A 22,844-nucleotide genomic window follows, 5' to 3' on the forward strand; every position below is an offset into this window, starting at 1 on the left:
TCAACATTTTTTATAAATACTATAGCAGCTTTCGGGCTGCTTTTTTTATCTTCATCCTATGGTAGATTTCCCAGTGACGTTGCATCTTTTCGGAAAAGATATTTTGCTTCATCCCATTACAGAAACTTTGGGGATTTTTCTTGGGATGCGCTATTACTATTTCTTGAAAAGGAAATCAAAATCCAAGAACGATTTAAAAACGTCACTTGCTGTTTTGTTGGGAGCGACATTGGGAGCTTTGATTGGTTCAAAAATAATTGGAAATCTAGAGAATCCAGCTTTACTTTTTTCTGGAAATCTCACTTTTCAACAATTCTGGACAAATAATACGATTGTTGGAGGATTAGCATTTGGTTTACTCGGAGTTGAATTGGCTAAGAAGGTGGTCGGTCACAAAGAAAGTACGGGAGACATCATGGTTTTTCCTCTAATTCTTGCTATGATTGTAGGCCGAATTGGTTGCTTTTTTACGGGGATTTATGAACAAACCTACGGTATTCCAACAACCTTTTTCCTAGGGATGGATTTGGGAGATGGTTTACATAGACATCCCGTTGCTTTATACGAAATTGGATTTCTCATTTTACTTTGGATTGAGTTGAATAGGTTTAAGAAAAAATGGGCTTATCCTTCCGGCTTTTTGTTTCAACTTTTTATGTTGAGTTACTTTAGTTTTCGGTTTTTGTTAGACTTTCTTAAACCTAGAAACGAGATTTTCTTGAGTTTGGGTGCGATACAAATCACCTGTATGTTGATGATATTTTACTACATTTATAAAGTGAATTCTGCTAAACCATTTATAAAAAAACGAGCATGATAGTACATTCTTTACCATTAGTGATCCTGTTAGAAGGAGGTGATTTTACTGGAATTGTGGTCGCAATTGTTTCAATGATGATTATTGCTTCTATTGTTATTTCATTGATCGTCGCAGCAATTTTAAAATTTATTTACGAATCTAAAGGTGATCGAAAAATGTCTCGTGGAAATTTTTGGCGTGTTGTTTTGCTTTGTCTAGCAATTTGTGGCTTGATAAGTGGTTTTGTTTGTGGATTATAAAATAGAATTATGCCAGTTCGAGATTATACGTATTACGATTATACCATTAGTTTGTGTCCGGAATGTTTAAAACGTGTTGGAGCCAAAATTGTCATCCAAGATAATGAAGTTTTTATGCACAAACGCTGTCCAGATCATGGTTTTTTTAGAACCAAAATCGCTACGGATGTTGATTATTATAAAAATATAAGAAACTATAATAAAGCCTCAGAAACGCCCGTTCATTTTGGGACAGATGTGGAGTATGGTTGTCCTTATGATTGTGGCTTATGTGTTGATCATGAGCAACATAGCTGCTTGTCCATTGTGGAAGTTACCGATCGTTGTAACCTAACTTGCCCAACGTGTTACGCCATGTCGTCGCCGCATTATGGAAGCCATCGTACGTTGGAAGAAATTGAAGCCATGTTCGATACGATTGTTCGGAATGAAGGCGAACCCGATGTCGTGCAAATTAGCGGTGGCGAACCAACAATTCATCCCGAGTTTTTTAAAATTATGGATATTGCTAAGACAAAACCGATCAAGCATTTGATGTTGAACACCAACGGAATTCGAATTGCAAATGATCCCGGTTTTGCAGAAAAGTTGGCAACCTACGCTCCAGAATTCGAAATTTATCTTCAATTTGATTCATTTGATCCTGAGGTTCTAAAAGATTTTAGAGGAAAGGATTTAAAGGATGTTCGCATGAAAGCTTTAGAAAAACTAAATGCGCTCAATCTTTCGACAACGTTGGTTGTGGTTCTTCAAAAAGGAAAAAATGATCAGGAAATAGGAAAGATTATCGATTTTGCATTGAAGCAAAAATGCGTTCGCGGAATTACGTTTCAACCGGTGGAAATTGCGGGTCGAAACCGCGAAGATTCGGCTTCTGAAAAAATGACGTTAACAGAAGTTCGAACCGAAATTTTGAAGCAATCTCCGTTTTTAACTTCAGAAGATTTAATTCCGGTTCCATGCAATCCCGATGCTTTGGCGATGGGCTATATTTTAAAATTGGAAGGCGAAATTATTCCGCTAACTCGATACATCAATCCAGCAGATTTGTTGAACAATCAATCAAAAAACACAATTGTTTACGAACAAGATACGGGATTGCAAATGCAGCTTTTGGATATTTTTAGCACTGGAATTTCGGTCGATAAAGTAAAACCAAAGGTTAATCAATTATTGTGTTGTTTACCAGATGTTTCGGCCCCCAATTTAGATTACGATAATCTTTTCAGAATCATCATCATGAATTTTATGGATGCTCATGATTTTGATGTTCGTGCGGTAAAAAAATCATGTGTTCATATCATCAATAAAGATCTTAAAATGATTCCTTTTGAAACCATGAATTTGTTTTATCGAGACGATAAAATGAAATATTTAGAGGAGTTACGAAAAGATGATAAAGTGTTATTTTAAATAGTATAGATAAATTCTAATGGATAGGAAAAACGTTTTATTGGCTTTTGCCATGAAGGAGGAAGCTGCAGATGCGTTCCAAGACTACAATTGTATTTTTACAGGTGTTGGAAAAGTGAATGCTACACATGCGTTAATGAAGGGAATTGCGCAATTTCAACCTGAAATGATTATTAATTTGGGAACGGCTGGAAGTACTACTTTCAATCGTGGAACCGTGGTTTGTTGCACCAATTTTATCCAACGAGATATGGAAGTTTCAGCTTTGGGTTTTGAGAAATTTCAAACGCCTTTCGAGTCAATTCCAATAGTTTTAAATAACGGAATTGAAGTTGAAAACCTTCCCCAAGGAACATGCGGAAGTGGAGATCAATTCGAAATGGAGCACACCAACTCGGAATATCAAGTGATTGAAATGGAAGCGTATGCTTTGGCTAAAGTCGCTCTCATAGAAAACATTCCGTTTTTATGTTTGAAATATATTTCGGATGGAGCAGATGGAAATGCCGTTGACGATTGGAATTTAGAAATAAAAAAAGCCTCCATTGCATTACGAAATGCCTTAGAAGCAATTTAAATTTTTTGAAACCGATTACTGGTTAAAGATTTGATTTTCTTGTTCTTGCACGCGTATAAATGTCGTACGCTTCGTTAATTCCTTGAGTTGAGAAGCTCCAACATAGGTACATGTAGATCGTACGCCACCGAGAATATCTTTGATGGTTTCTTCGATTTTACCTTTGTATGGAACTTTTACCGTTTTTCCTTCGGAAGCACGGTATTCTGCAACACCACCAGAATGTTTATCCATCGCCATTTTTGAACTCATTCCGTAGAAAAGTTTAAGCTTTTTTCCGTTTTCTTCAATTAATTCACCACCGCTTTCGTCGTGTCCAGCAAGCATTCCGCCTAACATAACAAAATCAGCACCGCCACCAAATGCTTTAGCGACATCACCTGGAACTTTGCAACCGCCATCGCCAATAATATGCCCGCCAAGTCCGTGAGCTGCGTCTGCACATTCAATAATCGCAGAAAGTTGAGGATAGCCAACACCCGTTTTTACACGAGTCGTACAAACAGAACCAGGACCAATACCCACTTTGATAATATCGGCGCCGGCAAGCAGAAGTTCTTCTACCATTTCCCCCGTTACGACGTTTCCTGCGATAATGGTTTTATCAGGATATTGTTGTCTCGCTTTCTGAACAAAATCAACAAAATGCTCGGAATAACCATTCGCAACATCGATGCATAAAAACTGAATTTTCGGATGTCGTTGAAGTAACATTGCAATTTTTTCTGCATCTGCATTTCCTGTTCCTGTGCTTAGGGCAATATACTCGTAAAAAGAATCGGGTTTTCCTTCCAAAAACTGATTCCATTCGCCAAGACTATAATGTTTATGGATCGCGGTAATAATTTGTTGTTTTCCAAGAGAAACTGCCATTTCAAACGTTCCAACAGTGTCCATATTGGCAGCAATAATGGGAACGCCTTTCCAGGTCTTTTTTGAATTTTTGAAAAAAAATTCACGTTCCAATTGAACCTGAGAACGGGATTGCAATGTAGATCGTTTTGGACGAAACATCACATCTTTAAATCCTAATTTAATATCGTATTCTATTCTCATAAGGGAAGAAATATTAATTAAAATTAGAAAAAAGATTTGGTCTTTTGGAGATTATGAAATAAAAAAAGAGCGAAATTTTCGCTCTTTTAATTTTTGATTTAGAATTTCATAATATCTGATAATTCTTGAATGTATTCGTGCGCTGTTAAATCAAATTTAACCGGAACAATGGAAATATATCCTTCTGAAAGAGCCGTTTCGTCAGCGTTCTCAGAGTGATCCATGTTGTTGAAATATCCTGTTAACCAATAGTATTTTTTTCCGTGCGGATTAATGCGCTCATCAAAACTTTCTTCCCATTTCGCATTTGCTTGTTTGCAAACTTTGATTCCTTTGATTTCGTCTTTTTTAAGTTTTGGAATATTCACATTCAATACAACTCCTTTCGGAAGAGGATTGTCTAAAACTTTTTTAACGATGGCTTGAATATATTCTTTCGCTTGGGAAAAATCGGCATCCCATGAAAAATCCAACAACGAAAAACCAATGGCTTGTAAACCTTCAACACCGGCTTCTACAGCAGCAGACATGGTTCCAGAATAAATAACATTGATCGAAGAATTGGCTCCGTGATTGATTCCCGACACCACAATATCTGGTTTTCGAGTTAGGACTTTATCCAGTGCAAATTTCACACAATCTACAGGAGTTCCGCTTAACGAATAGTCTGTTTGTGGACCATCTAAGCTGATTTCTTCATAGGTAAGTGTAGAATTAATGGTGATTGCATGACCTTTTCCACTTTGAGGTGAGTTGGGCGCAACAACGACAACCTCTCCAATTTCATTCATAAATTCTACCAAGTTACGAATCCCCGGCGCTGTGATTCCATCATCATTCGTAACCAGTATTAATGGTTTTTGCATAAACTTTACTTTTTTTTCAAAATTATCAAAAAAAAAAATTGGTTAATAGGAATAAGGTATTAATTTTGATTATTTGTTACTTTTCGTAACGAAACCCTATTTTTGATAACTTATAGCATAAATGTAACGTATGTTTAAAAATTTTAAGTTCAATAAACTCCTATTATTATTCCCGCTAACTACGCTTGTTTTTTGTTTTAATTCGCCACAAAATGACGATGAAAAAATGATGACAATTATGAAGAGTGTAAAAAACACGCTTCAATATTTGCATTATAACCCGAAACCGATAAATGACGCGTATTCGCAGCAGGTGTACGATAAATATTTTGAAATGGTAGATCCTGGAAAGAGGATTTTCATGAAGGCGGATATGGATGAGTTTGCCAAGCATAAAACCAAATTAGACGATTATTTTAAAGTTGGAGAGCTTACTTTTTATAAAGTGACTGTGGATCGTTTGTATCAGCGAATAGATCAAATTGATAAAATGACGCAAGACATTTTTACCAAACCGATTGACTTGAAAGAGGACGATGTGCTTTCTTTGGAACCTAAGAAAAAAGCAACTCCAGCAAACGATAAAGAGTTGTATGCAGAATGGAAGAAATTCATCAAATACAATATTCTTCAAGAAATTGAGACCATCAATGCAAGACAAGAATCTCAGCAAAAAAAGAAAGATTCGGTTATTGCTCATAAGTTGAAAGACACGATTAAGGTGGAAAAATTCACAGAAGAGCAAAAGTTGAAAAAAGCAACGGATGAAGTGAAAGATTATGTTTCTGAATACTTTACACGTTTCAAAAAGAGAAAGAAAATGGATTGGTTTACGGTGTATATGAATTCGTACACAGAAGTTTTCGATCCGCATACCAACTATTTTTCACCAACCAATAAAGAAGATTTTGATGTTCAATTCAAAGGAAAAGTCATTGGTATCGGTGCTGTTATTCAAGAAAAGAAAGGAAACTTATTCTTAGGTGCGTTAACAATTGGTGCTCCTGCGTGGAAATCAAAACAACTTACCGAAGGCGATAAGATTTTAAAAGTTCGCTCGAAACCGAATGCTGAACCCGTAAACGTTTCAGGAATGTTGGTAGATGAAGCGGTACGTTTGATTCGTGGTGAATTAGGAACGAAAGTAACTTTAACTGTTGAGAAAAAAGATAAATCAATTCGTGAAGTAACCTTGGTTCGTGAAGAAGTTTCTATCGAAGATACGTTTGCTAGAAGTATTATTGTTAATGCAAAAGACGGAAAGAAATACGGATTTATTTTCTTACCAAGTTTCAATGCTGATTTTGAAGATGAGAAAGGAAGAAACGCCTCTGATGATGTGAAGAAAGAACTTCAGCGCTTGAAAGCAAATAATATTGATGGGGTAATTTTAGACTTGAGAAGCAACGGTGGAGGTTCATTAACCGAGGTTGGTGATATCATGGGCTTGTTTATGAATGAAGGTGCTTACGTTCAAGTAAAAGATGGACAAGGGAAAATTCAAACGCTGAAAAATAAAGGAAATGCTCCAGTTTGGACGGGTCCACTTTTGATTATGCAAAATGAATTGTCTGCTTCGGCTTCTGAGATTTTAACGGGTCAAATGCAAGATTACGGTCGTGCAGTCATCTTTGGTTCGCCTCAATCTTTTGGAAAAGGAACGGTACAATCGTTTGTTGATTTGAATCGTTTCTTAAACTCAAATGATGATTTCGGATCTTTGAAATTAACTATTCAAAAGTATTATCGAGTAACTGGTGAATCGACTCAGAGAAAAGGGGTAGCTTCGGATATTCAGTTGAAAGATTTGTTTAGCTATGCTGAAATTGGGGAGCGTTATGACGATTATGCTTTGGCTTGGGATAAAATTCCAGCGACGAGTTTCACGAAAATGAATTCATTAAACATCCCGTCGTTGATGAAAAACAGCGAATCGAGAATGGCTCAAAATAAAAACTATCAGCTTTTAATTGAATCGGCACAATGGAAAGAAGCTTTAGATAAAGAAGAAACCATTACGTTGAATCAAAATAAATTCAACGAGTTGATGAAAAAGAGAAAAGCGCAGATTGAGAAATTCAGAACGTTGGAGAAATTCAATAACGGCTTGATGTTCTCCGTTCATCCGGACGAAGTTCAGCGAGAAAAAACCGATGAAGTTTTCCGTAAGAAAACTGAAAATTGGAAGAAAAACTTAGAACGAGATGTCTATCTTCAAGAAGCGGTAAACGTGATGGGAGATATGACGAAGAAATAATAGAAATAAACCTGGGAAACCGGGTTTATTTTTTTTTTGTTCCGTAATTTTGATGCTTCCTAATCGAAACGAATTATGGCGATATCAGAAAATCAAAAAACCATTTTAATTACGGGGGCAACCTCAGGAATTGGAAAAGCAAGTGCCGAATTATTTGCAAAACAAAATTATCGTTTGATTCTTTGTGGAAGGCGTAACGATGCTTTAGAAGCATTGAAAGAGGAATTAAAAAATCAAACAGAAGTGCATACGTTGGTTTTTGATGTTCGAGATCAGCAGAAAGTGAATGAAGCTTTTGCATCTCTTCCCGGTTCATTTTCGAATATTGATATTTTGATTAATAATGCCGGAAACGCACATGGATTAGCAACGTTAAGTGACGGCGATGTTGCCGATTGGGACGCGATGATGGATGGCAATGTAAAAGGACTTTTATACGTTTCTAAAAACGTACTTCCACAGATGAAGCAACGCGGAAGCGGTCATATTGTGAATATTTCTTCGGTTGCTGCACGGCAAACTTATGCAAACGGCGTTGTGTATTGTGCTTCGAAAAAAGCGGTTGATGCCATTTCAGAAGGCATGCGCTTGGAGCTTACCGAATTCGGAATTAAAGTTTCGAATATTCAACCTGGAGCGGTAGCTACGGATTTTTCGATGGTTCGTTTTAAAGGCGATCAAGATCGTTCGGACGCGGTTTACGCTGGTTATGAAGCTTTAAAAGCGGAAGATATTGCCGATGCAATTTCTTATATTGTGAATGCTCCAAAACATGTTTCCATTGCCGAAATGACCATTTATCCGCAAGCGCAAAGCGAAGCAAGAACCATTTATAGAAAGTTAAACTCATGAAAATACTTCATTTAGAAACCTCTTCCAAAAACTGTTCGGTTGCTATTTCCGATGTCGAAACGATTTTATGTGTGTGTGAAGAAGTTTCGGATAGTTTTAAACAATCTGAAAACCTACATACGTTTGTAGAGTGGGCTCTGGAAGGCGCTGAAATTACCTTGCAAGACATTCACGCTGTGAATTTAGGAAAAGGACCAGGATCGTATACCGGACTTCGAATTGGCGCTTCTGCAGCGAAAGGTTTTGCGTTTGCTTTACAAATTCCGTTAGTGGCGGTTAATTCCATGCATTCTATGGTAGAACCGTTTCTTAAACAAGGATATGATGTAATTATTCCGCTCGTTGATGCACGTCGAATGGAAGTCTATACGTTGGTTAGCGACGGAACTTCAGGGGAAGAGCTTCAAGAAACGACCAATTTGATTTTGGATGAAACCAGTTTTGCTGAATTTTCAGATAAGAACGTTTTGTTTGTTGGTGACGGTTGTGTGAAAGCACAAGAGGTTTTAAAACTTCCAAATGCAACATTCAAAGCCGATGTTTATCCAAGTGCAAAATTCTTGATTCGAGAAGGAAACGAACGTTTAGAAAACAATCAAACCGAAGATATAGCGTATTTTGAACCTTTTTATTTGAAAGAATTTCAAGGGGTGAAATTAGCGGATAAGACAAAAAAAAGCTGAGAATTCTCAGCTTTTTTCTATTTTTTAGAAATCTTATAGAGTTTTCCGCTGTCCGTGATGGCATACAAATTACCATCGTTTCCATTAAGAACATCTCGGAAACGTTGATTTTCTTTTTCAAGTAAACGTTCTTCGCCTACAACTTTGTTGTTTTTAATAACGATTCTCGCGATATGTTGTCCGCTGAGGTTTCCAATAAACAAATTGTTTTTCCATTCGTCAATAGTTCCGGTGTAGAAGGTGATTCCACTTGGAGAAATAGACGGATCCCAATAATAAACAGGTTGTTCTGTTCCTTCTTTTTGAGTCGTTCCTCCACTAATTTGATCGCCAGAATATTCCAGTCCATAGGTTACGTCACCCCAACCGTAATTTTTTCCAGCTTGGATGAGGTTGATTTCGTCACCGCCACGAGGTCCAAATTCGGTTTCCCAAAGTTGGCCTTTTTCATCCAATGCCAGACCTTGCGGGTTTCGATGTCCATAGGTGTATATTTCGGGTTTGTAGCCTTCTTTTCCAATAAATGGATTTCCTGGTGCGGGTTTTCCGTCTTTGGTAATTTTAATGATTTTCCCTAAATAATTGTCCGGTTTTATGGCATAAACACGTGTTTCTTTATCAGAACGCTCTCCCGTGCTCACGAAAAGATTTCCGTCTTTATCAAATGCAAGTCGGCTTCCATAGTGCAAGGTTCCTTTATAATCGGGAGTTGCTCGGAAAATAACTTGTGGATTTTCAATTTTCGTTTCGTCTTGTGAAAGTTTTCCTTTAGCAACTGATGTTAAATTTCCTTTTCCAAATGGCTCCGAATAGGACCAAAAGATAACACGATTGGTTTGGAAATCAGAATCCAGCGCAACATCAAGCAAACCTCCTTGCCCAGAAGCATCTACTTGCGGAAGTCCAGTTATTTTAGATGTTTTCTTACCATCCGCTGAAACTAAATTCATAAATCCTGACTTCTCTGTAATTAGAAAACGACCGTCCGGTAAATTGATAATCCCCCATGGTTTTCCAAGGTTTTCCGTTATCACACTAAATTCAAAAGGAGTGGTTGTTTTTACAGCTCCAATTCTTGTTTGACCTTCAAATGCAGGTTTGTAATTGGTGTTCGGTTTATTGGTTTCTACCGATGGATTTTGGTTGGGCTTTTCACCTTCCTGACTGGCTGTATTTTGTTGACAAGAAATGGTACACGCAAAGCTTAGTAACGCAATTCCTAGAGATTTTGACTTCAATTTCATATTATTTCTTTTTAAAATTAACGGGTAAATGGTAGATATTATTTCCTTTTTTGAAGGTGATGCCATTTACTTCTTTCGATGCAAGTGGTCGTTGTTCATTGATAATCATGGATTGTGCAATGATATTGACTTGATATAAATTATCTACTTTATTTTCTATTAGAATAGGCGATTTTACTTTATTATACGTTACCCAAACTGGTTCGTATTCGGATGGGTCGAGTTCAAAATAAATCTCATATCCTCGTTCACCTCGTATATCATAAGGCGTATATTCTGCGTTATATACGTTCGGTAGATCTGCAGGTAAATTAGCATTCGTGCAAGAACTCAATAACTTGAATAAAAAAATTAAAGTAAATAGAGTGCAGATTTTATTGAAATTCATACTTTTGAATTTATAATAAACCAAATATATGAAACATTATCAAAAAATAGGGGCTTTGGCTTTAGGAGCTCTATTAACACTTTCTTGTTCGAATAATGATGATCCAGATGGACCGGTGAATCCAAATGTATCAGATGTAAAGGTGCAAGATTTCGTTTGGAAAGGTCTTAATTCTTGGTATTTTTGGCAATCCAGTGTTCCGAAGCTGGGTGATAAAGCTTTTAGTTCAAATTCGGATTATGTGAATTTTCTAAATGGTAAAAAGCCAAGTGATTTGTTTTATTCTTTGTTAAATGATTACCCAAATACAGATCGTTTTTCATGGATTGTTGAAGATGTAAACGAATTGTTGAGTGGTTTTAGTGGAGTTTCTAAAAGCGCAGGTTACGACTTCAATTTATATTTGAAAGATGCAGGAAACACCAATGTTGTTGGTATCGTAAATTACGTTATGCCGAACTCACCAGCAGAAAAAGCGGGAATTAAAAGAGGGGATGTTTTAACAGCCGTGAACGGTGCGGCTTTAACGGTTAATAATTACACCAATTTACTAAAAGACCAATATTCTGTAGAAATTGCTGAAAAAACGGAAGTTACAGCATCGGGAGTGGTGACCTCTGGAACACCTAAAACAGTGAATATTTCGGCGGTCGTTTTAGAAGAAAATCCGGTTGCCTTTGCGCAGGTATTGAATTATGACAATAAGAAAATTGGATACTTGGTTTACAATGGTTTCCAATCGAATTATAATGATGAGCTGAACGCCGCTTTTGCCAAGTTGAAAGCAGGTGGTGCAACCGAGCTTATCTTAGATTTGCGCTATAATGGAGGAGGTTCCGTAAGTTCTGCGGTTGCGTTGGGACAAATGATTACAGGCCAATTTACAGGTAGCCCTTTCGTAAGTTTAAAATTCAACGATAAACATAGTCAATACAACGAAACGGATAAACTTTCAGATAAAGTTCCTTTGTTCAATTATGTAAATGGAAATAATCAACCAGCAGGAGAGGAGGCGATTAATAGCTTACAGATGAAAAAAGTTTATGTTTTAACTTCGTCAGGAACAGCGTCTGCGAGTGAGTTGACTATTGATGGACTTAAACCATACATTGATGTCGTAACGATTGGTGGCGAAACGTATGGAAAATTTGTTGGTTCTATCACGCTATTTGATTCGCCAAGCAAAGATTATCTATCCTATGAAGAGCGTAATAAGTCTCATAATTATGCAATGCAACCAATTACATTCTCGTATTTTAATGGGAAAAACGATCCGCATCCAGTAAAAGGAATTGTTCCTAATTATGCGATTAATCCGTTTGCTTATTTCGGAAAATTAAAGGAATTTGGTAATGCAAGTGATCCAGGTTTAAACAAAGCGTTGGAGTTAATTTTGGGTAAAGTTGTCGCGAAACAAGCTTCAAGAGTTGATTTTGATCGATCTAGAGCATTCCTAAATTCAACCAAAACAATGAAGAAATTCGGAACCGAAATGTATGTTCAACCTTCTGAAATGAAGTAAGTTAAATAAACTAAATCCATATAAATTCGCACATGTTGCGAATTTTTTTTTGAAAAAAGTTGCACGTTTTAATTTTTGTTCTATATTTGTAGAGCAAGATAATTGTTTGTAGAGATGGAACAAAAACTAACAGAAGCAGAAAAAGATGTGATGGAAATTCTTTGGATGAAAAACAAGGCTTTTATGAAAGACCTTCTCGAAGAATATCCCGAGCCGAAACCGGCAACCACAACCATTGCAACGCTACTTAAGCGAATGCAAAACAAAAATTTGATTGGCTATAAAACATTTGGAAACAGTAGAGAATATTATCCGATAATCCAAAAGGAAACGTATTTCGGAAACGAAATGACGTCCATGATTGACCGCTTTTTTGATAATTCGGTAACGAAATTTGCTTCGTTTTTTACATCGAATTCCCAGCTTTCCCAAAAGCAATTGAAAGAGCTACGTGAAATTATCGATCAACAAATAGAAGACTAAAATGGCTTTAATTTTATTAAAAATAGCATTGAGTTCCATCCTTTTTATTGGGATTTACTATGCGTTTTTACAAAAAGAAAAAATGTTTCGGTTCAACCGATGGTATTTAATTATTACGTTGCTGATATCGTACATCGCTCCTTGGATTAAGATCACACTTCCCACTGCCGAGACAACGAAATCGCAATTAGTTATTGGCGAATTTGCGCAAGAAGTTTTAGTTCCGATTTCGAAGGTTCCAGAAAAAACACCATTTCAAATAGCTGATTTTCTATGGTATGGAATTCTCGCAGTTTCTATGATTTTACTGATAAAATTTTCGATTGCTTTAGTTCAACTATTTAGAATTCGAGGAGATCAAAGTAAAAACGATGGAATAACCCTTGTTCGAAGTGCGAAAGTTACAACGCCATTTAGCTTTCTTAACAAAGTCTATTTGCCGATGTCTATTGAAGAAACTGACAATCGAATTATTCAACATGAGCTTTGCCATGTTCGGGAAAGACACAGCTTGGACATTCTTTTTGTTGAATTTCTGAAGATTATTTCTTGGTTTAATCCCGCTTTGTATGCCTATAAAAATGCAATGAAAACCAATCACGAGTTTTTAGCGGACGAAGCCGTTTTATCCAAGTCAAATGATATAAAATCCTATCAAAAACTAGTAGTATCCGAAATTGTGAAGCTGCAGACGAGCAATTTGGTGCATACTTTTAATTTTACTAACACCAAAAAAAGACTTATTATGATGTCAAAACAAAAATCCAAATTCAATATTTGGAAAAAAATAGGAATCACACCTATTATCGCAGGGGTTTCCTTGCTAGTCATTCAATTTGTGAATGCAGAAACACCAAAAGAATTTGAAGAAGTTACCAATTCATTCAAAAAATTAGCAGTTCCTGCCGAAGTTATCGTTTCAAAAACTCCAGTTTTAGAACAAGATAAACCTACGCAAACGATTGAAGAACCAAAAGTTTCAGATACAATTAAGAAGAAGAAAGGAGAAGCGATACCAGTTTCGCCAGCCAATCCTGAAAAACAGAAAGTTGGAGAAAATGACGTTTATGAAACGGTAGAAGAGGGAGCAGATGTACTAACTCCTGGCGGATTGAATTTTATGAGAAGACAAGTTCTTGAAAACTTTAATGCTCAGAAAATGGAAGGAGTCGGTACAATAAAAACTGACGTTTCCTTTGTTGTTGAAAAGGACGGCTCTATTAGCAATGTCACGGCTACTGGTGCAGATGAAGTATTTAACGTGGAAGCAATAAAAGCGCTAACACTTGCTAACGAAGGTTTAAAGTGGAAACCCGCAAAAAGCAAAGGAGAAAATGTCCGTAGTCGATTTAGACTTCCATTAACCATGAAGTTTGAAGGAAAGGTTCCAACGCCCCAAAAGTAGAAAAATAAAGAGTTCAGAGATGAGCTCTTTTTTTGTAGATTAGCTAGCATTAAATACATACAATGAAAATGCGTTATTCAAAGAAAGTTCTTTTTAGTGGAATTTTAAGTCTTATTTTTTGTCAGTTTGCCTATGCTCAAGTTCAAAAGGAAACCAGTGAAAATCCTTCGGTTTATGCCCCACCACCAATGCGTGGAATAGAAGTTGAAAATCCGGACGAAATTCACATTCGGGTAGATGAAATGGCTTCGCCAAAAAAAGGAAACGACATGAATGAGTTGCGAAGAGCCTTTGCGAATAAGCTAGACGTAAAAAAACTTTTTGGAGTAGGAAAGGTACAAACGGTGATAACCTTTGTTGTTGAAAAGGACGGAAGCATTACGAATATGAAAAGTTCTGGAAGTAACAAAAATTTCAATATAGAATCTAAAAATACGTTGGAAAAATTTCTAAAAAAAGAAAAATGGAACCCAGCAAAAGTTAATAATAAAGTAGTTCGAAGCGAATACAAGTTTCCTGTCACGATGATTTTTGAGTAAGCTAAAATCTAACCAAAAACAAAAGAGTTCTTTTCGAGCTCTTTTTTTATTTCGTATTTTTGTGGTATGAAATTCAACTTACAATCCGAATATCAACCTACTGGTGATCAGCCGAAAGCAATTCAATCTCTAACGCATGGTTTGGAGTCCGGTGAAAAATACCAGACGCTTTTGGGGGTTACGGGTTCTGGAAAAACGTTCACGGTTGCCAATGTGGTGAACAATGTGCAAAAGCCAACTTTGGTTTTGGCGCATAACAAAACCTTGGCGGCTCAGCTGTTTATGGAATTCAAAGAATTTTTTCCGGATAACGCCGTGGAATACTTTGTTTCCTATTACGATTACTACCAGCCAGAAGCCTATATTGCTTCGACGGGAACGTATATTGAAAAGGATTTAAGTATCAATGAAGAGGTAGAAAAACTTCGACTTTCGGCGACGGCGAGCTTACTTTCAGGGCGTCGTGATGTTTTAATTGTCGCTTCGGTTTCGTGTATTTACGGTATCGGAAACCCTTCCGAATTTCATAAATCTTTGATTTCCGTAAGTATTGGTGAAAAATTAACACGTACAACATTGCTTCATCAACTCGTTAATGCCCTGTACGCAAGGTCTTTAAATGAATTTATTCGTGGGACATTTCGTGTTAAAGGCGATGTGATCGATGTGTATCCAGCATACGCAGATAGTGCCGTTCGAATTCAGTTTTTTGGAGATGAAATTGAAAAAATTCAAACTTTTGATCCAATTTCGGGTAATGTAACGGCTAATTTTGATCAAATTCAAATTTATCCAGCCAACTTATTTGTTACGTCCAAAGAAACCTTAAATGGTGCAATTCGAAGTATCCAAGATGATTTAGTAAAGCAAGTTGACTTTTTCCGAAGCATTGAAAAACCTTTGGAGGCGAAGCGACTTGAGGAGCGCACTGAATTGGATTTGGAAATGATTAAAGAACTGGGTTATTGTTCTGGTATTGAGAACTATTCGCGTTATTTGGATGGACGCGAACCAGGTTCACGACCATTCTGTTTGCTTGATTATTTTCCTAAGGATTATTTAATGGTCATCGACGAAAGTCACGTGACAATTCCGCAAGTCCATGCCATGTATGGTGGCGATAGAAGTCGTAAAGAAGCTTTGGTGGAATACGGTTTCCGACTTCCTGCGGCGATGGATAACCGTCCGCTGAAATTTGAGGAATTTGTGGGAATGCAAAATCAAGTTATTTATGTTTCGGCAACTCCGGCTGATTATGAATTAACGCAAACGGAAGGGGAATATGTGGAACAAATTATTCGTCCGACTGGACTTTTGGATCCGATTATTGAAGTTCGCCCAACGATGAATCAAATTGATGATTTAATTGAAGAAATTCATAAACGCGTTGAGGAAGACGAGCGTGTTTTGGTCACGACATTAACCAAGAAAATGGCGGAAGAATTAACCAAATACTTCACCAAATTTGGAATCCGAACGCGATACATTCACTCGGATGTTGAAACCTTGGAGCGTATTCAGATTATGACCGATTTACGAGCAGGATTGTTTGATGTATTGGTTGGTGTGAATTTATTACGAGAAGGTTTAGATTTACCCGAAGTTTCGTTGGTAGCAATTCTCGATGCCGATAAAGAAGGTATGCTGAGGTCACGACGCTCGATGATACAAACAGTTGGTCGTGCTGCGCGTAACATCAATGGAAAAGCGATTATGTATGCAGATAAAATGACAAAATCGATGCAAGCAACCATTGACGAAACCAATTACAGAAGAGCAAAACAAGAGAAATACAACGAGGAACACAATATGGTTCCGACCCAATTAAATAAGAAAATATCCGAATCTTTAGTTGGTCGTACGAAAGACTTTCCAGACGAAAAATACACGCAAAAAGAAATTATGCAGAAAGTTGCAGAAACAAAAAGTACGTACTCTTCTGATGAAATCGAGAAATTGATTGAAGAAAAACAATCGGAAATGGAAGCGGCCGCAAAAAATCTAGACTTTATAAAAGCTGCCAAAATCCGAGATGAGATTATGGCCTTAAAAGCATAAAGAAAGCCGCATTCTTGCGGCTTTTATTTTTTTCGTAGCGGAGCAAGAAGTTGCTCGAGTCCATTTAATTTGATTTCATAAACGGTTGAAAGTTGCATTCCCAATTTTCCAGGTGGGAAACCGCCGTTCCTTAAAAACCATTCTAAATACGAAACCGGCAAATCTGCTAATATTCGACCTTGAAAACGTCCAAAAGGCATTTTTACGGTGACTATTTCTTTTAAAATTTCAACATCAGGTCCGTTAATTTCTGCCATTTTTTAGATTGTTAAATCAATTTTCTTTTCAAGTTCTTGATCGTTATCGGGTAAGATTAGTTCATTATCGTCATTCGCAAACTCACTTTTATAAACCTGAATCAACAAAATTGTGATGGAAACCATGATAGGACCAAATATTAAACCCATAAATCCAAATAAGTTCATACCCATAATAATTCCAAAAACGGTATTCAAAGGGTGAATATCTTCTAACTTTTTAAGCAACGTAAATCGCAAAACATTGTCTGTTAACCCAACAACAACCAAACAGTAAATCGCTAAGATAACTCCATTGGTTGTATTTCCTTCCGCAATCATGAAAATGGCGACCGGAACATAGATAATTGCAGCTCCAACGATTGGAATCATGGACGCAACGGCGGTAAGTGCAAAAAGCAAAGCTGGACTCGGAGCGTCAAAGATTAAATAACCCACCAAGGCAACTAAGCCTTGACCAAAGGCAACTACGGGCAATCCAACAGCGTTGGCGATCACTAATTTTCTGAATTTTTCACCAATCATATTGATGTTTGCTTTCTTCAAAGGAATAGCATTTTTCACCATACGTTCGAAAGCTCTTCCTCGTTCAAACATGAAATACAAGATGAAAAACATAGATGCGACAACCGAAAGCGTATTAAATGTTCCGCTCAAAGCCGTAGTTGAAAATTTTGCTGCAAAATCCTGAATTTTCGTGATATTCTGTTTGCTCAAAACATCAATATTGGTTTTTGAAATGATAAACTCTTGAATTTTGTTTAGAAAAACATTGAATTTCGCCAGATATTGTTGTGAATCTCCCAACTTAGCAACCAATAAGTCAACCAAGAAATAAATAGGCAAGATGAGCACAATTAAACAAATAAATAAGAGGAAAAAGGAAGCCAATGCAGGTTTCCATTTTTTATCTTCTTGAAGGTAGAAATTTAGATTGCGACAAACAATATACAAGGTTACCGCACCCAATAAAGATGGGATAAACATGGATAAATTGGAGCAAATGAGAAAAGCCAAAACCAAAATCAGCAAGATGAGAAAGATCTGCTTGATTACTGTACTGCTTATTTGTTTTTCCATCCTTAATTTTTTTGTAAAAATAGGTAAAATAGGCTACTGCAAAAGACTTTCCTTTATATTTTAAATGAAAGAACTTGTAAAATTAAACCTTATCAAGAAGCGGTTTGGGTTTTCCTAGGTAGGCAACGTACGTAGAATACATAATTGCCACAAAGAAAAATGCCGTAATTATAATGCCGATAAAGCAGACAAAAACGCCAAGTATCGAAAGAAAAAATCCAACGATGGAAACGCCCAAAAAGACGCCGTAATTCTCTTTAGCTACATCAAAAGATTTTCTTAATGCGTCTGTTGCGGTTGCATTTTCAAATAGTAAAATTGGAAACCCTAACAACAAAAATGGTGCAACAAAAAACATCGGAATAACACAAAAACTTGATGCGATACTTAATATAATATGAGCAATTAAGCTATAAATTAAAATATTAACTAAATTCTGTTTATAACCAATGAATAAGTCACTAACCTCGGCATTTTGATTTGAATTATGTTTGCTGATGATAAAAAGAATACCAATATAAATGGGTGAAATTAGGACGGAAATAAGATTAGACACCAACGCATATCCAAAAAATCCGGGTGCATTAATCATGTTTATGGCCCAATTTCCGTTGCTCTCTTCTAAATTGGAAAGCGTAAAAAACAAATCAAAATTCAGTATCGCATCTGCGGTAAGATTCAGCGCACAATAAATTAAAAAGCCTACTACTGCATACACCAAAACGCCTTTGTACATTTCTATAGCATGTGAAATTATACTCGAAGTCCTCGGTTCAGGAGCCGAATTTTGATGGTTTCCAGGAAAATGAGAGTCGGACATTGTTTTGTGTTTGAATATCAATACGATATCAAATATAGTAATTTATCCTAATTCGTCCTCTTTAAATAACGCTTGATACATTGAATAAACCATGGCAGTCATAAATGGGTAAGTTACTAAGTATCCGAAAAAGAAAAATAGAAATCCAGCCGTTTTGAAAATTAAAGCAACAAGAAAGCCTACTAAAATTAGAATAAAATTAGATTTTAATGCTTTGATACTTAATGATATTCCTTCAAATACGCGGATGTTTTTAAAGAACATCAGGGGAGTTACAAAAAGCGTAATTAAGATCCAAACCAATGGTAAAATGAGTGTTGGAATAGAATAGGTAAAAATCGTATACCAAAACATATAATAACCCGCATAGATAAAGAAATTAGCTCCGGAATATCCTGATAATAAATCGGGAACACTGTATTCTTCTTTCAAATCAATCTTTCGATATATTTTAAGTAATCCAACTTCCAAAGGATATAGAAAGACTTTTGTTCCAATAATAATTAATGATAAAGTGGCATAATTGGGATTTTTAGTTAGCTCGATTAAAGCCGTTTGCATTTTCTTAAAGTCGTTTCCATACTGCTGAGAAATGCTAATAAATTGGTCTAAAATTCCAAATTTTGATGCAAAATAAATATAAACCAACATCAAAACAGAAACATACAGCGCGCCAACCATAAACTGGTACATCCATGTTTTTTTCCAATAGAAAAAAGCGTTTCGTAAAATTTGATCTATTCCTTGCTGTTGCGGATAATTTTGCATAATGCTAAAAAATTTAGGCAAAAATAGAAATTTAAAATCGGAACGAACCCTAAAGTTGAAGTTCTCCGGAAATAAATTATTTTTGCTCCATGAAGTGGGACTCAAAACTCGGATTTCAACAAATGGATTTGCTTTCTTCGCAAAAGAAACCGTTTTTCTTTATGGTTGATTTTGATGTGGAAACTGTCGAATTATTTGATGAAAATGAGTTGTCTGTTTCAGGCTTGTTGATTGATTTTCAAAATATTAAACTTGGCGATTTCAAACATGAAAAAAGCGATTTCAAGTTTAAGGCCTCTTTTGAAAGTTTAGAGTCGTATCAAAAAGGATTTGACATTGTTCAGGAGAATTTGAAATTGGGGAATTCGTATTTAGCGAACTACACTAGAAAAACGCCCATTGAAACCAACCTTGGTTTGGAAGAGATTTTTGCCGTTTCTAAAGCAAAATATAAAGTTTGCTATCCCAATCGTTTTGTTTTTTTCTCGCCTGAAACGTTTGTTGAGATTAAAGAAAATCGAATTTATACGCATCCAATGAAAGGAACAGTTGACGCTTCTATTCCTGATGCGGAAACGCTATTGAAAAATGATGAAAAGGAAAAAGCAGAGCATTATACGGTTGTTGATTTGTTGCGAAACGATTTAAGTATGGTTGCTGATAAAGTTCAAGTTGATTATTTCCAGCGAATCGACGTTCTTAAAACGCATGATAAAACATTGCTTGCGATGAGTTCTGAAATTTCTGGGGATATAAAGCCAAGTTTTCAAGGAAAAACAGGAAGTGTTTTGGAAAAATTGCTTCCAGCAGGTTCAATTTTAGGCGCACCAAAACCCAAAACCAAACAGATTATTGAGCAAGCTGAAACTGAAAAAAGAGGTTGGTATACCGGAATTTGTGGTTATTTTGATGGTGAAAACCTCGATTCTTGTGTGATGATTCGGTTTATAGAGAAGGAAGGAAATCAACTTTATTTTCGAAGTGGTGGAGGAATTACCCATCAAAGCCAGCTAGAAAGTGAATACAAAGAGATGAAAAATAAAATTTATGTACCAATTTTTTGAAAGTATCAAAGTTGAAGATCAGCAGGTTTTTCTGTTGGATCTTCATCAAAAACGAGTAGACGAAACGTTTGCGTCTTTCGGAGAAGATATTCCAAGTCTAAATTTGTCGGAGATTATTAAAGCAATGGAAATTGATGAAGACGGATTATATAAACTCCGAATTTCCTACGATATTCAACGAAATTATAAGACACAATTAATCCCGTATGCAATTCCGGAAACAGATGATTTTCAATTAGTCATTGATAATGATTTAGAGTATCACTTCAAAAGTGAAGATCGAAAACGTTTTCAAACTCTAAAAGAAAAGTCTCCCGCTGAAGAAGTAATTATTGTTCAAAATGGATGTATTACAGATACCACATTTTCCAATATTTTGTTTTTGAAAAATAAAGAGTGGTTTACTCCTAAAACATATTTGCTGAATGGGGTTATGCGACAGGATTTACTGCGAAAAAAGAAAATTAAGGAAGCAGAAATTGCTTTAGATACACTTAAAGAATATTCACACTTTCAATTAATTAACGCGATGAATGATTTTGATGATATGTTTATCTATCCCATTTCAAAAATCATCAATTTACCCAAAGACTCAAACGATGACTATCTATAAAAAAAGCGGAACTCAATTCCGCTTTTTTGTTATTTCAAGTACTCAAAGTAGGAGTTTAAGATTTCCGCATTAGGAATTTCACTCGTGATTACTTCCAGGATTTTTGGTTTATCATCAGGTTTGAAGAAATTATCCAAAACCCGTTCTAATGTGAGATCATCTTCCACTTTGACGTAACCAAAACCAAAATGCTTTGCTAGGTTTTCACACGTCATATGATGTTTCGTTGCGATAAATTCATTCACCGTATTTTCATCCGCTTTCGTTGGTCCAGGAATGATTTTGAAGATATTTCCTTCCATATTATTTACCACAACAATTCGAGTAAAAGGAGGAATATACTGATTCCAAAGCCCATTAATATCATAAAGGAAACTCAAATCTCCCGTTACTAAAACTGTTGGAGTTGAACTTTTAATTGCGTAGCCCATCGCTGTTGAGGTTGAACCATCAATACCACTTGTACCACGATTGCAAAAAACTTGATGTTTGTGGAAATCAAATAGTTGTCCATATCTAATTGAAGACGAATTTGAAAAATGAATATTAAAATTTTCAGGTATTTTCAAACTCAAAAGATAGAATAAATTAAAATCCGAAAAGCTAGATTGTTGCAAATAACTTTCGTGTTTTTCATCTCGTTTTGTTCTCAAGCTATCCCAAAGATTAAAATACGGTCTGGGTTCCAAAGCAATACTTTGCAACAATTTTCCAAAGAAAATTTCTGGCGTTGTTTGTATTTTTTGAGTTAAACTATGGTACGTATCAGGTTGCCAAAAAGGATCAATATGCCAATGTTGGGCTGGTTGAGCTTTGCGTAAAAATTGTTTTACTTTCTTGGAAACCACATTTTGACCAACGGTAATCAACAAATCGGGTGCGTAGGTTTTGTAATCTTCTTCTGTAAATGTGAAAATATACCGGTCAATATGAGCAAAGAATTTTTCGTGATTTACATTGGACGTAACTTCAGTTAATACGACTACAGAATGGTTTTTCACCAATTGCGAAAGTTGACTTTCAAGTTCTGGGCTGTAGTCTTTCGTTCCAACCAAAATTAAAATACGTTTCGCAATATTCCACTCTGCAATTAAGTTTGGCGTCAATTCAAAGCTCTTCTTTTGAATGGTTTTCTCGATCGAAGGAAATAAAGGAATTTCTCCAACCAAGTTATATAAAGGCTCTGAAAGCGGAACGTTAATGTGAACGGGGCCTTGTTTTTCGATACAAAGTTCTACCGCTTTTTTTATGGTTTCCAAATTCAAGTCATCTGCATGTTCTTCGCCATCTTCCACCAGTTCAAAATCACCATACGAATGCTGTTGAAACAAGTTTTTCTGACGAATGGTTTGGCCATCAAATAAATCAACAAAATCCACCGGGCGATCTGCCGTGATGTATAAAACAGGAACGTTTTGGTAAAACGCTTCAGTCACAGATGGATAATAATTTGCTGCGGCTGAACCGCTTGTACACGTTACTGCAACGGGTTTTTTAGTAGCTTTCGCCATTCCCAATGCGACAAAACCAGCACTTCGTTCATCTACAATGCTGTAGGCGTTGAATTGATCTAATTCTGAAAAATGAATGGCAATCGGTGCGTTTCGTGATCCCGGAGAGATAATCATATCCTGTATTCCGTATTCGGTAAGCACGTGAGCCAAAAGTTGGATGCTCCTTTTCGAAGAGTATTTTTTCATATCACAAATTTAGTGTAATTGTCTCAATCCGTGAATTTATATTGCATGTAAAAACTTGTAATTAACGTGATTTTTCAACGAGAGAATTTCTCAAACTTCCATTTGAAAATTATGTATTTTTGTACGAATCAAAATTTCAC

Annotated in this window: 23 protein-coding genes; 14 read left to right on the plus strand and 9 right to left on the minus strand. The window is 36.2% G+C overall.

The window, feature by feature from the left end:
* The first annotated feature begins 58 nt into the window (after positions 1-58).
* From AC5XHR_RS07965 to AC5XHR_RS07980, 4 genes are read left to right on the plus strand one after another with little or no spacing between them, the layout of a single operon-like run.
* On the plus strand, positions 59-817 hold the full coding sequence (locus AC5XHR_RS07965) for a prolipoprotein diacylglyceryl transferase (protein ID WP_495950245.1): 759 nt from the start codon (positions 59-61) through the stop codon (positions 815-817).
* Positions 814-1,059: a hypothetical protein gene (locus AC5XHR_RS07970; RefSeq protein ID WP_495950246.1), complete on the plus strand. Its 246-nt coding sequence runs from the start codon at positions 814-816 to the stop codon at positions 1,057-1,059. Before AC5XHR_RS07965 ends, AC5XHR_RS07970 begins: the two co-directional genes overlap by 4 nt.
* Before the next feature lie 9 nt (positions 1,060-1,068).
* On the plus strand, positions 1,069-2,472 hold the full coding sequence (locus AC5XHR_RS07975; RefSeq protein ID WP_495950247.1) for a radical SAM protein: 1,404 nt from the start codon (positions 1,069-1,071) through the stop codon (positions 2,470-2,472).
* Positions 2,473-2,491: 19 nt separating this feature from the next.
* Positions 2,492-3,049 (plus strand): 5'-methylthioadenosine/S-adenosylhomocysteine nucleosidase family protein, encoded by a 558-nt coding sequence (locus tag AC5XHR_RS07980; protein WP_495950248.1) that lies wholly within the window; start codon positions 2,492-2,494, stop codon positions 3,047-3,049.
* Positions 3,050-3,064: 15 nt separating this feature from the next.
* Here AC5XHR_RS07980 and AC5XHR_RS07985 read toward each other — a convergent pair whose 3' ends face one another.
* Both AC5XHR_RS07985 and surE read right to left on the minus strand, forming a co-directional pair.
* On the minus strand, positions 3,065-4,105 hold the full coding sequence (locus AC5XHR_RS07985) for a GMP reductase (protein WP_495950249.1): 1,041 nt from the start codon (positions 4,103-4,105) through the stop codon (positions 3,065-3,067).
* Positions 4,106-4,203: 98 nt separating this feature from the next.
* Complete coding sequence (gene surE / locus AC5XHR_RS07990; protein WP_495950250.1) at positions 4,204-4,971, minus strand: 5'/3'-nucleotidase SurE; 768 nt, start codon at positions 4,969-4,971, stop codon at positions 4,204-4,206.
* 130 nt (positions 4,972-5,101) lie between these two features.
* On the opposite strand from surE, the gene AC5XHR_RS07995 reads away from it, so the two are divergent.
* From AC5XHR_RS07995 to tsaB, 3 genes are all read left to right on the plus strand, one after another.
* Positions 5,102-7,228, plus strand: a complete 2,127-nt coding sequence (locus tag AC5XHR_RS07995; RefSeq protein ID WP_495950251.1) for a carboxy terminal-processing peptidase — start codon at positions 5,102-5,104, stop codon at positions 7,226-7,228.
* Positions 7,229-7,303: 75 nt separating this feature from the next.
* Entirely contained in the window at positions 7,304-8,080 is a 777-nt protein-coding gene (locus tag AC5XHR_RS08000) for an SDR family NAD(P)-dependent oxidoreductase (protein WP_495950252.1), read from the plus strand.
* Complete coding sequence (gene tsaB / locus AC5XHR_RS08005) at positions 8,077-8,763, plus strand: tRNA (adenosine(37)-N6)-threonylcarbamoyltransferase complex dimerization subunit type 1 TsaB (protein WP_495950253.1); 687 nt, start codon at positions 8,077-8,079, stop codon at positions 8,761-8,763. The genes AC5XHR_RS08000 and tsaB overlap by 4 nt, the downstream gene beginning before the upstream one ends.
* A gap of 17 nt (positions 8,764-8,780) precedes the next feature.
* Here the strand turns inward: tsaB and AC5XHR_RS08010 are convergent, their stop codons facing one another.
* Both AC5XHR_RS08010 and AC5XHR_RS08015 read right to left on the minus strand, forming a co-directional pair.
* Complete coding sequence (locus AC5XHR_RS08010; protein ID WP_495950254.1) at positions 8,781-10,007, minus strand: PQQ-dependent sugar dehydrogenase; 1,227 nt, start codon at positions 10,005-10,007, stop codon at positions 8,781-8,783.
* Between the two features lies 1 nt (position 10,008).
* Positions 10,009-10,341 carry a hypothetical protein gene (locus AC5XHR_RS08015; protein ID WP_495950255.1) on the minus strand — a complete coding sequence of 111 codons (333 nt, stop codon included), beginning with the start codon at positions 10,339-10,341 and terminating at the stop codon, positions 10,009-10,011.
* An 82-nt stretch (positions 10,342-10,423) separates the two neighbouring features.
* Here AC5XHR_RS08015 and AC5XHR_RS08020 point away from each other — a divergent pair, with 82 nt between their 5' ends.
* The 5 genes from AC5XHR_RS08020 (at position 10,424) to uvrB (ending at position 16,402) form a co-directional block, all read left to right on the plus strand.
* Positions 10,424-11,917 (plus strand): GFO_1087 family putative carboxy terminal peptidase, encoded by a 1,494-nt coding sequence (locus AC5XHR_RS08020; RefSeq protein ID WP_495950256.1) that lies wholly within the window; start codon positions 10,424-10,426, stop codon positions 11,915-11,917.
* 114 nt (positions 11,918-12,031) lie between these two features.
* Positions 12,032-12,400 (plus strand): BlaI/MecI/CopY family transcriptional regulator, encoded by a 369-nt coding sequence (locus AC5XHR_RS08025; RefSeq protein WP_495950257.1) that lies wholly within the window; start codon positions 12,032-12,034, stop codon positions 12,398-12,400.
* Position 12,401: 1 nt separating this feature from the next.
* Entirely contained in the window at positions 12,402-13,805 is a 1,404-nt protein-coding gene (locus AC5XHR_RS08030) for a M56 family metallopeptidase (protein WP_495950258.1), read from the plus strand.
* A 68-nt stretch (positions 13,806-13,873) separates the two neighbouring features.
* Positions 13,874-14,344 (plus strand): energy transducer TonB, encoded by a 471-nt coding sequence (locus tag AC5XHR_RS08035; protein WP_495950259.1) that lies wholly within the window; start codon positions 13,874-13,876, stop codon positions 14,342-14,344.
* A gap of 66 nt (positions 14,345-14,410) precedes the next feature.
* On the plus strand, positions 14,411-16,402 hold the full coding sequence (uvrB, locus tag AC5XHR_RS08040) for an excinuclease ABC subunit UvrB (RefSeq protein ID WP_495950260.1): 1,992 nt from the start codon (positions 14,411-14,413) through the stop codon (positions 16,400-16,402).
* Positions 16,403-16,425: 23 nt separating this feature from the next.
* Here uvrB and AC5XHR_RS08045 read toward each other — a convergent pair whose 3' ends face one another.
* From AC5XHR_RS08045 to AC5XHR_RS08060, 4 genes are all read right to left on the minus strand, one after another.
* The gene (locus AC5XHR_RS08045) at positions 16,426-16,659 is read right to left on the minus strand and encodes a DUF3820 family protein (RefSeq protein WP_495950261.1); all 234 of its coding nucleotides are present in this window, start codon (positions 16,657-16,659) and stop codon (positions 16,426-16,428) included.
* Between the two features lie 3 nt (positions 16,660-16,662).
* Positions 16,663-17,739: an AI-2E family transporter gene (locus tag AC5XHR_RS08050; RefSeq protein WP_495950262.1), complete on the minus strand. Its 1,077-nt coding sequence runs from the start codon at positions 17,737-17,739 to the stop codon at positions 16,663-16,665.
* Positions 17,740-17,821: 82 nt separating this feature from the next.
* Entirely contained in the window at positions 17,822-18,559 is a 738-nt protein-coding gene (locus tag AC5XHR_RS08055; protein ID WP_495950263.1) for a beta-carotene 15,15'-monooxygenase, read from the minus strand.
* A gap of 42 nt (positions 18,560-18,601) precedes the next feature.
* Complete coding sequence (locus AC5XHR_RS08060; protein ID WP_495950264.1) at positions 18,602-19,327, minus strand: hypothetical protein; 726 nt, start codon at positions 19,325-19,327, stop codon at positions 18,602-18,604.
* Positions 19,328-19,416: 89 nt separating this feature from the next.
* Between AC5XHR_RS08060 and AC5XHR_RS08065 the strand changes: the two genes are divergently transcribed.
* On the plus strand, positions 19,417-20,391 hold the full coding sequence (locus AC5XHR_RS08065) for an aminodeoxychorismate synthase component I (protein WP_495950265.1): 975 nt from the start codon (positions 19,417-19,419) through the stop codon (positions 20,389-20,391).
* Positions 20,375-21,004 carry an aminotransferase class IV gene (locus tag AC5XHR_RS08070; protein WP_495950266.1) on the plus strand — a complete coding sequence of 210 codons (630 nt, stop codon included), beginning with the start codon at positions 20,375-20,377 and terminating at the stop codon, positions 21,002-21,004. Before AC5XHR_RS08065 ends, AC5XHR_RS08070 begins: the two co-directional genes overlap by 17 nt.
* A 29-nt stretch (positions 21,005-21,033) precedes the next feature.
* Here the strand turns inward: AC5XHR_RS08070 and menD are convergent, their stop codons facing one another.
* Complete coding sequence (gene menD / locus AC5XHR_RS08075) at positions 21,034-22,704, minus strand: 2-succinyl-5-enolpyruvyl-6-hydroxy-3-cyclohexene-1-carboxylic-acid synthase (protein ID WP_495950267.1); 1,671 nt, start codon at positions 22,702-22,704, stop codon at positions 21,034-21,036.
* Between the last annotated feature and the right edge of the window lie 140 nt (positions 22,705-22,844).

The sequence above is a fragment of the Kaistella sp. CFF1-2 genome, assembly GCF_059509915.1.

Bases quoted from the DNA above. Each gene is read 5' to 3' on its own strand.
- AC5XHR_RS07965 (WP_495950245.1), top strand. From the start codon at position 59: ATGGTAGATTTCCCAGTGACGTTGCATCTTTTCGGAAAAGATATTTTG.
- AC5XHR_RS07970 (WP_495950246.1), top strand. From the start codon at position 814: ATGATAGTACATTCTTTACCATTAGTGATCCTGTTAGAAGGAGGTGAT.
- AC5XHR_RS07975 (WP_495950247.1), top strand. From the start codon at position 1,069: ATGCCAGTTCGAGATTATACGTATTACGATTATACCATTAGTTTGTGT.
- AC5XHR_RS07980 (WP_495950248.1), top strand. From the start codon at position 2,492: ATGGATAGGAAAAACGTTTTATTGGCTTTTGCCATGAAGGAGGAAGCT.
- AC5XHR_RS07985 (WP_495950249.1), bottom strand. From the start codon at position 4,105: ATGAGAATAGAATACGATATTAAATTAGGATTTAAAGATGTGATGTTT.
- surE (WP_495950250.1), bottom strand. From the start codon at position 4,971: ATGCAAAAACCATTAATACTGGTTACGAATGATGATGGAATCACAGCG.
- AC5XHR_RS07995 (WP_495950251.1), top strand. From the start codon at position 5,102: ATGTTTAAAAATTTTAAGTTCAATAAACTCCTATTATTATTCCCGCTA.
- AC5XHR_RS08000 (WP_495950252.1), top strand. From the start codon at position 7,304: ATGGCGATATCAGAAAATCAAAAAACCATTTTAATTACGGGGGCAACC.
- tsaB (WP_495950253.1), top strand. From the start codon at position 8,077: ATGAAAATACTTCATTTAGAAACCTCTTCCAAAAACTGTTCGGTTGCT.
- AC5XHR_RS08010 (WP_495950254.1), bottom strand. From the start codon at position 10,007: ATGAAATTGAAGTCAAAATCTCTAGGAATTGCGTTACTAAGCTTTGCG.
- AC5XHR_RS08020 (WP_495950256.1), top strand. From the start codon at position 10,424: ATGAAACATTATCAAAAAATAGGGGCTTTGGCTTTAGGAGCTCTATTA.
- AC5XHR_RS08025 (WP_495950257.1), top strand. From the start codon at position 12,032: ATGGAACAAAAACTAACAGAAGCAGAAAAAGATGTGATGGAAATTCTT.
- AC5XHR_RS08030 (WP_495950258.1), top strand. From the start codon at position 12,402: ATGGCTTTAATTTTATTAAAAATAGCATTGAGTTCCATCCTTTTTATT.
- AC5XHR_RS08035 (WP_495950259.1), top strand. From the start codon at position 13,874: ATGCGTTATTCAAAGAAAGTTCTTTTTAGTGGAATTTTAAGTCTTATT.
- uvrB (WP_495950260.1), top strand. From the start codon at position 14,411: ATGAAATTCAACTTACAATCCGAATATCAACCTACTGGTGATCAGCCG.
- AC5XHR_RS08045 (WP_495950261.1), bottom strand. From the start codon at position 16,659: ATGGCAGAAATTAACGGACCTGATGTTGAAATTTTAAAAGAAATAGTC.
- AC5XHR_RS08050 (WP_495950262.1), bottom strand. From the start codon at position 17,739: ATGGAAAAACAAATAAGCAGTACAGTAATCAAGCAGATCTTTCTCATC.
- AC5XHR_RS08055 (WP_495950263.1), bottom strand. From the start codon at position 18,559: ATGTCCGACTCTCATTTTCCTGGAAACCATCAAAATTCGGCTCCTGAA.
- AC5XHR_RS08060 (WP_495950264.1), bottom strand. From the start codon at position 19,327: ATGCAAAATTATCCGCAACAGCAAGGAATAGATCAAATTTTACGAAAC.
- AC5XHR_RS08065 (WP_495950265.1), top strand. From the start codon at position 19,417: ATGAAGTGGGACTCAAAACTCGGATTTCAACAAATGGATTTGCTTTCT.
- AC5XHR_RS08070 (WP_495950266.1), top strand. From the start codon at position 20,375: ATGTACCAATTTTTTGAAAGTATCAAAGTTGAAGATCAGCAGGTTTTT.
- menD (WP_495950267.1), bottom strand. From the start codon at position 22,704: ATGAAAAAATACTCTTCGAAAAGGAGCATCCAACTTTTGGCTCACGTG.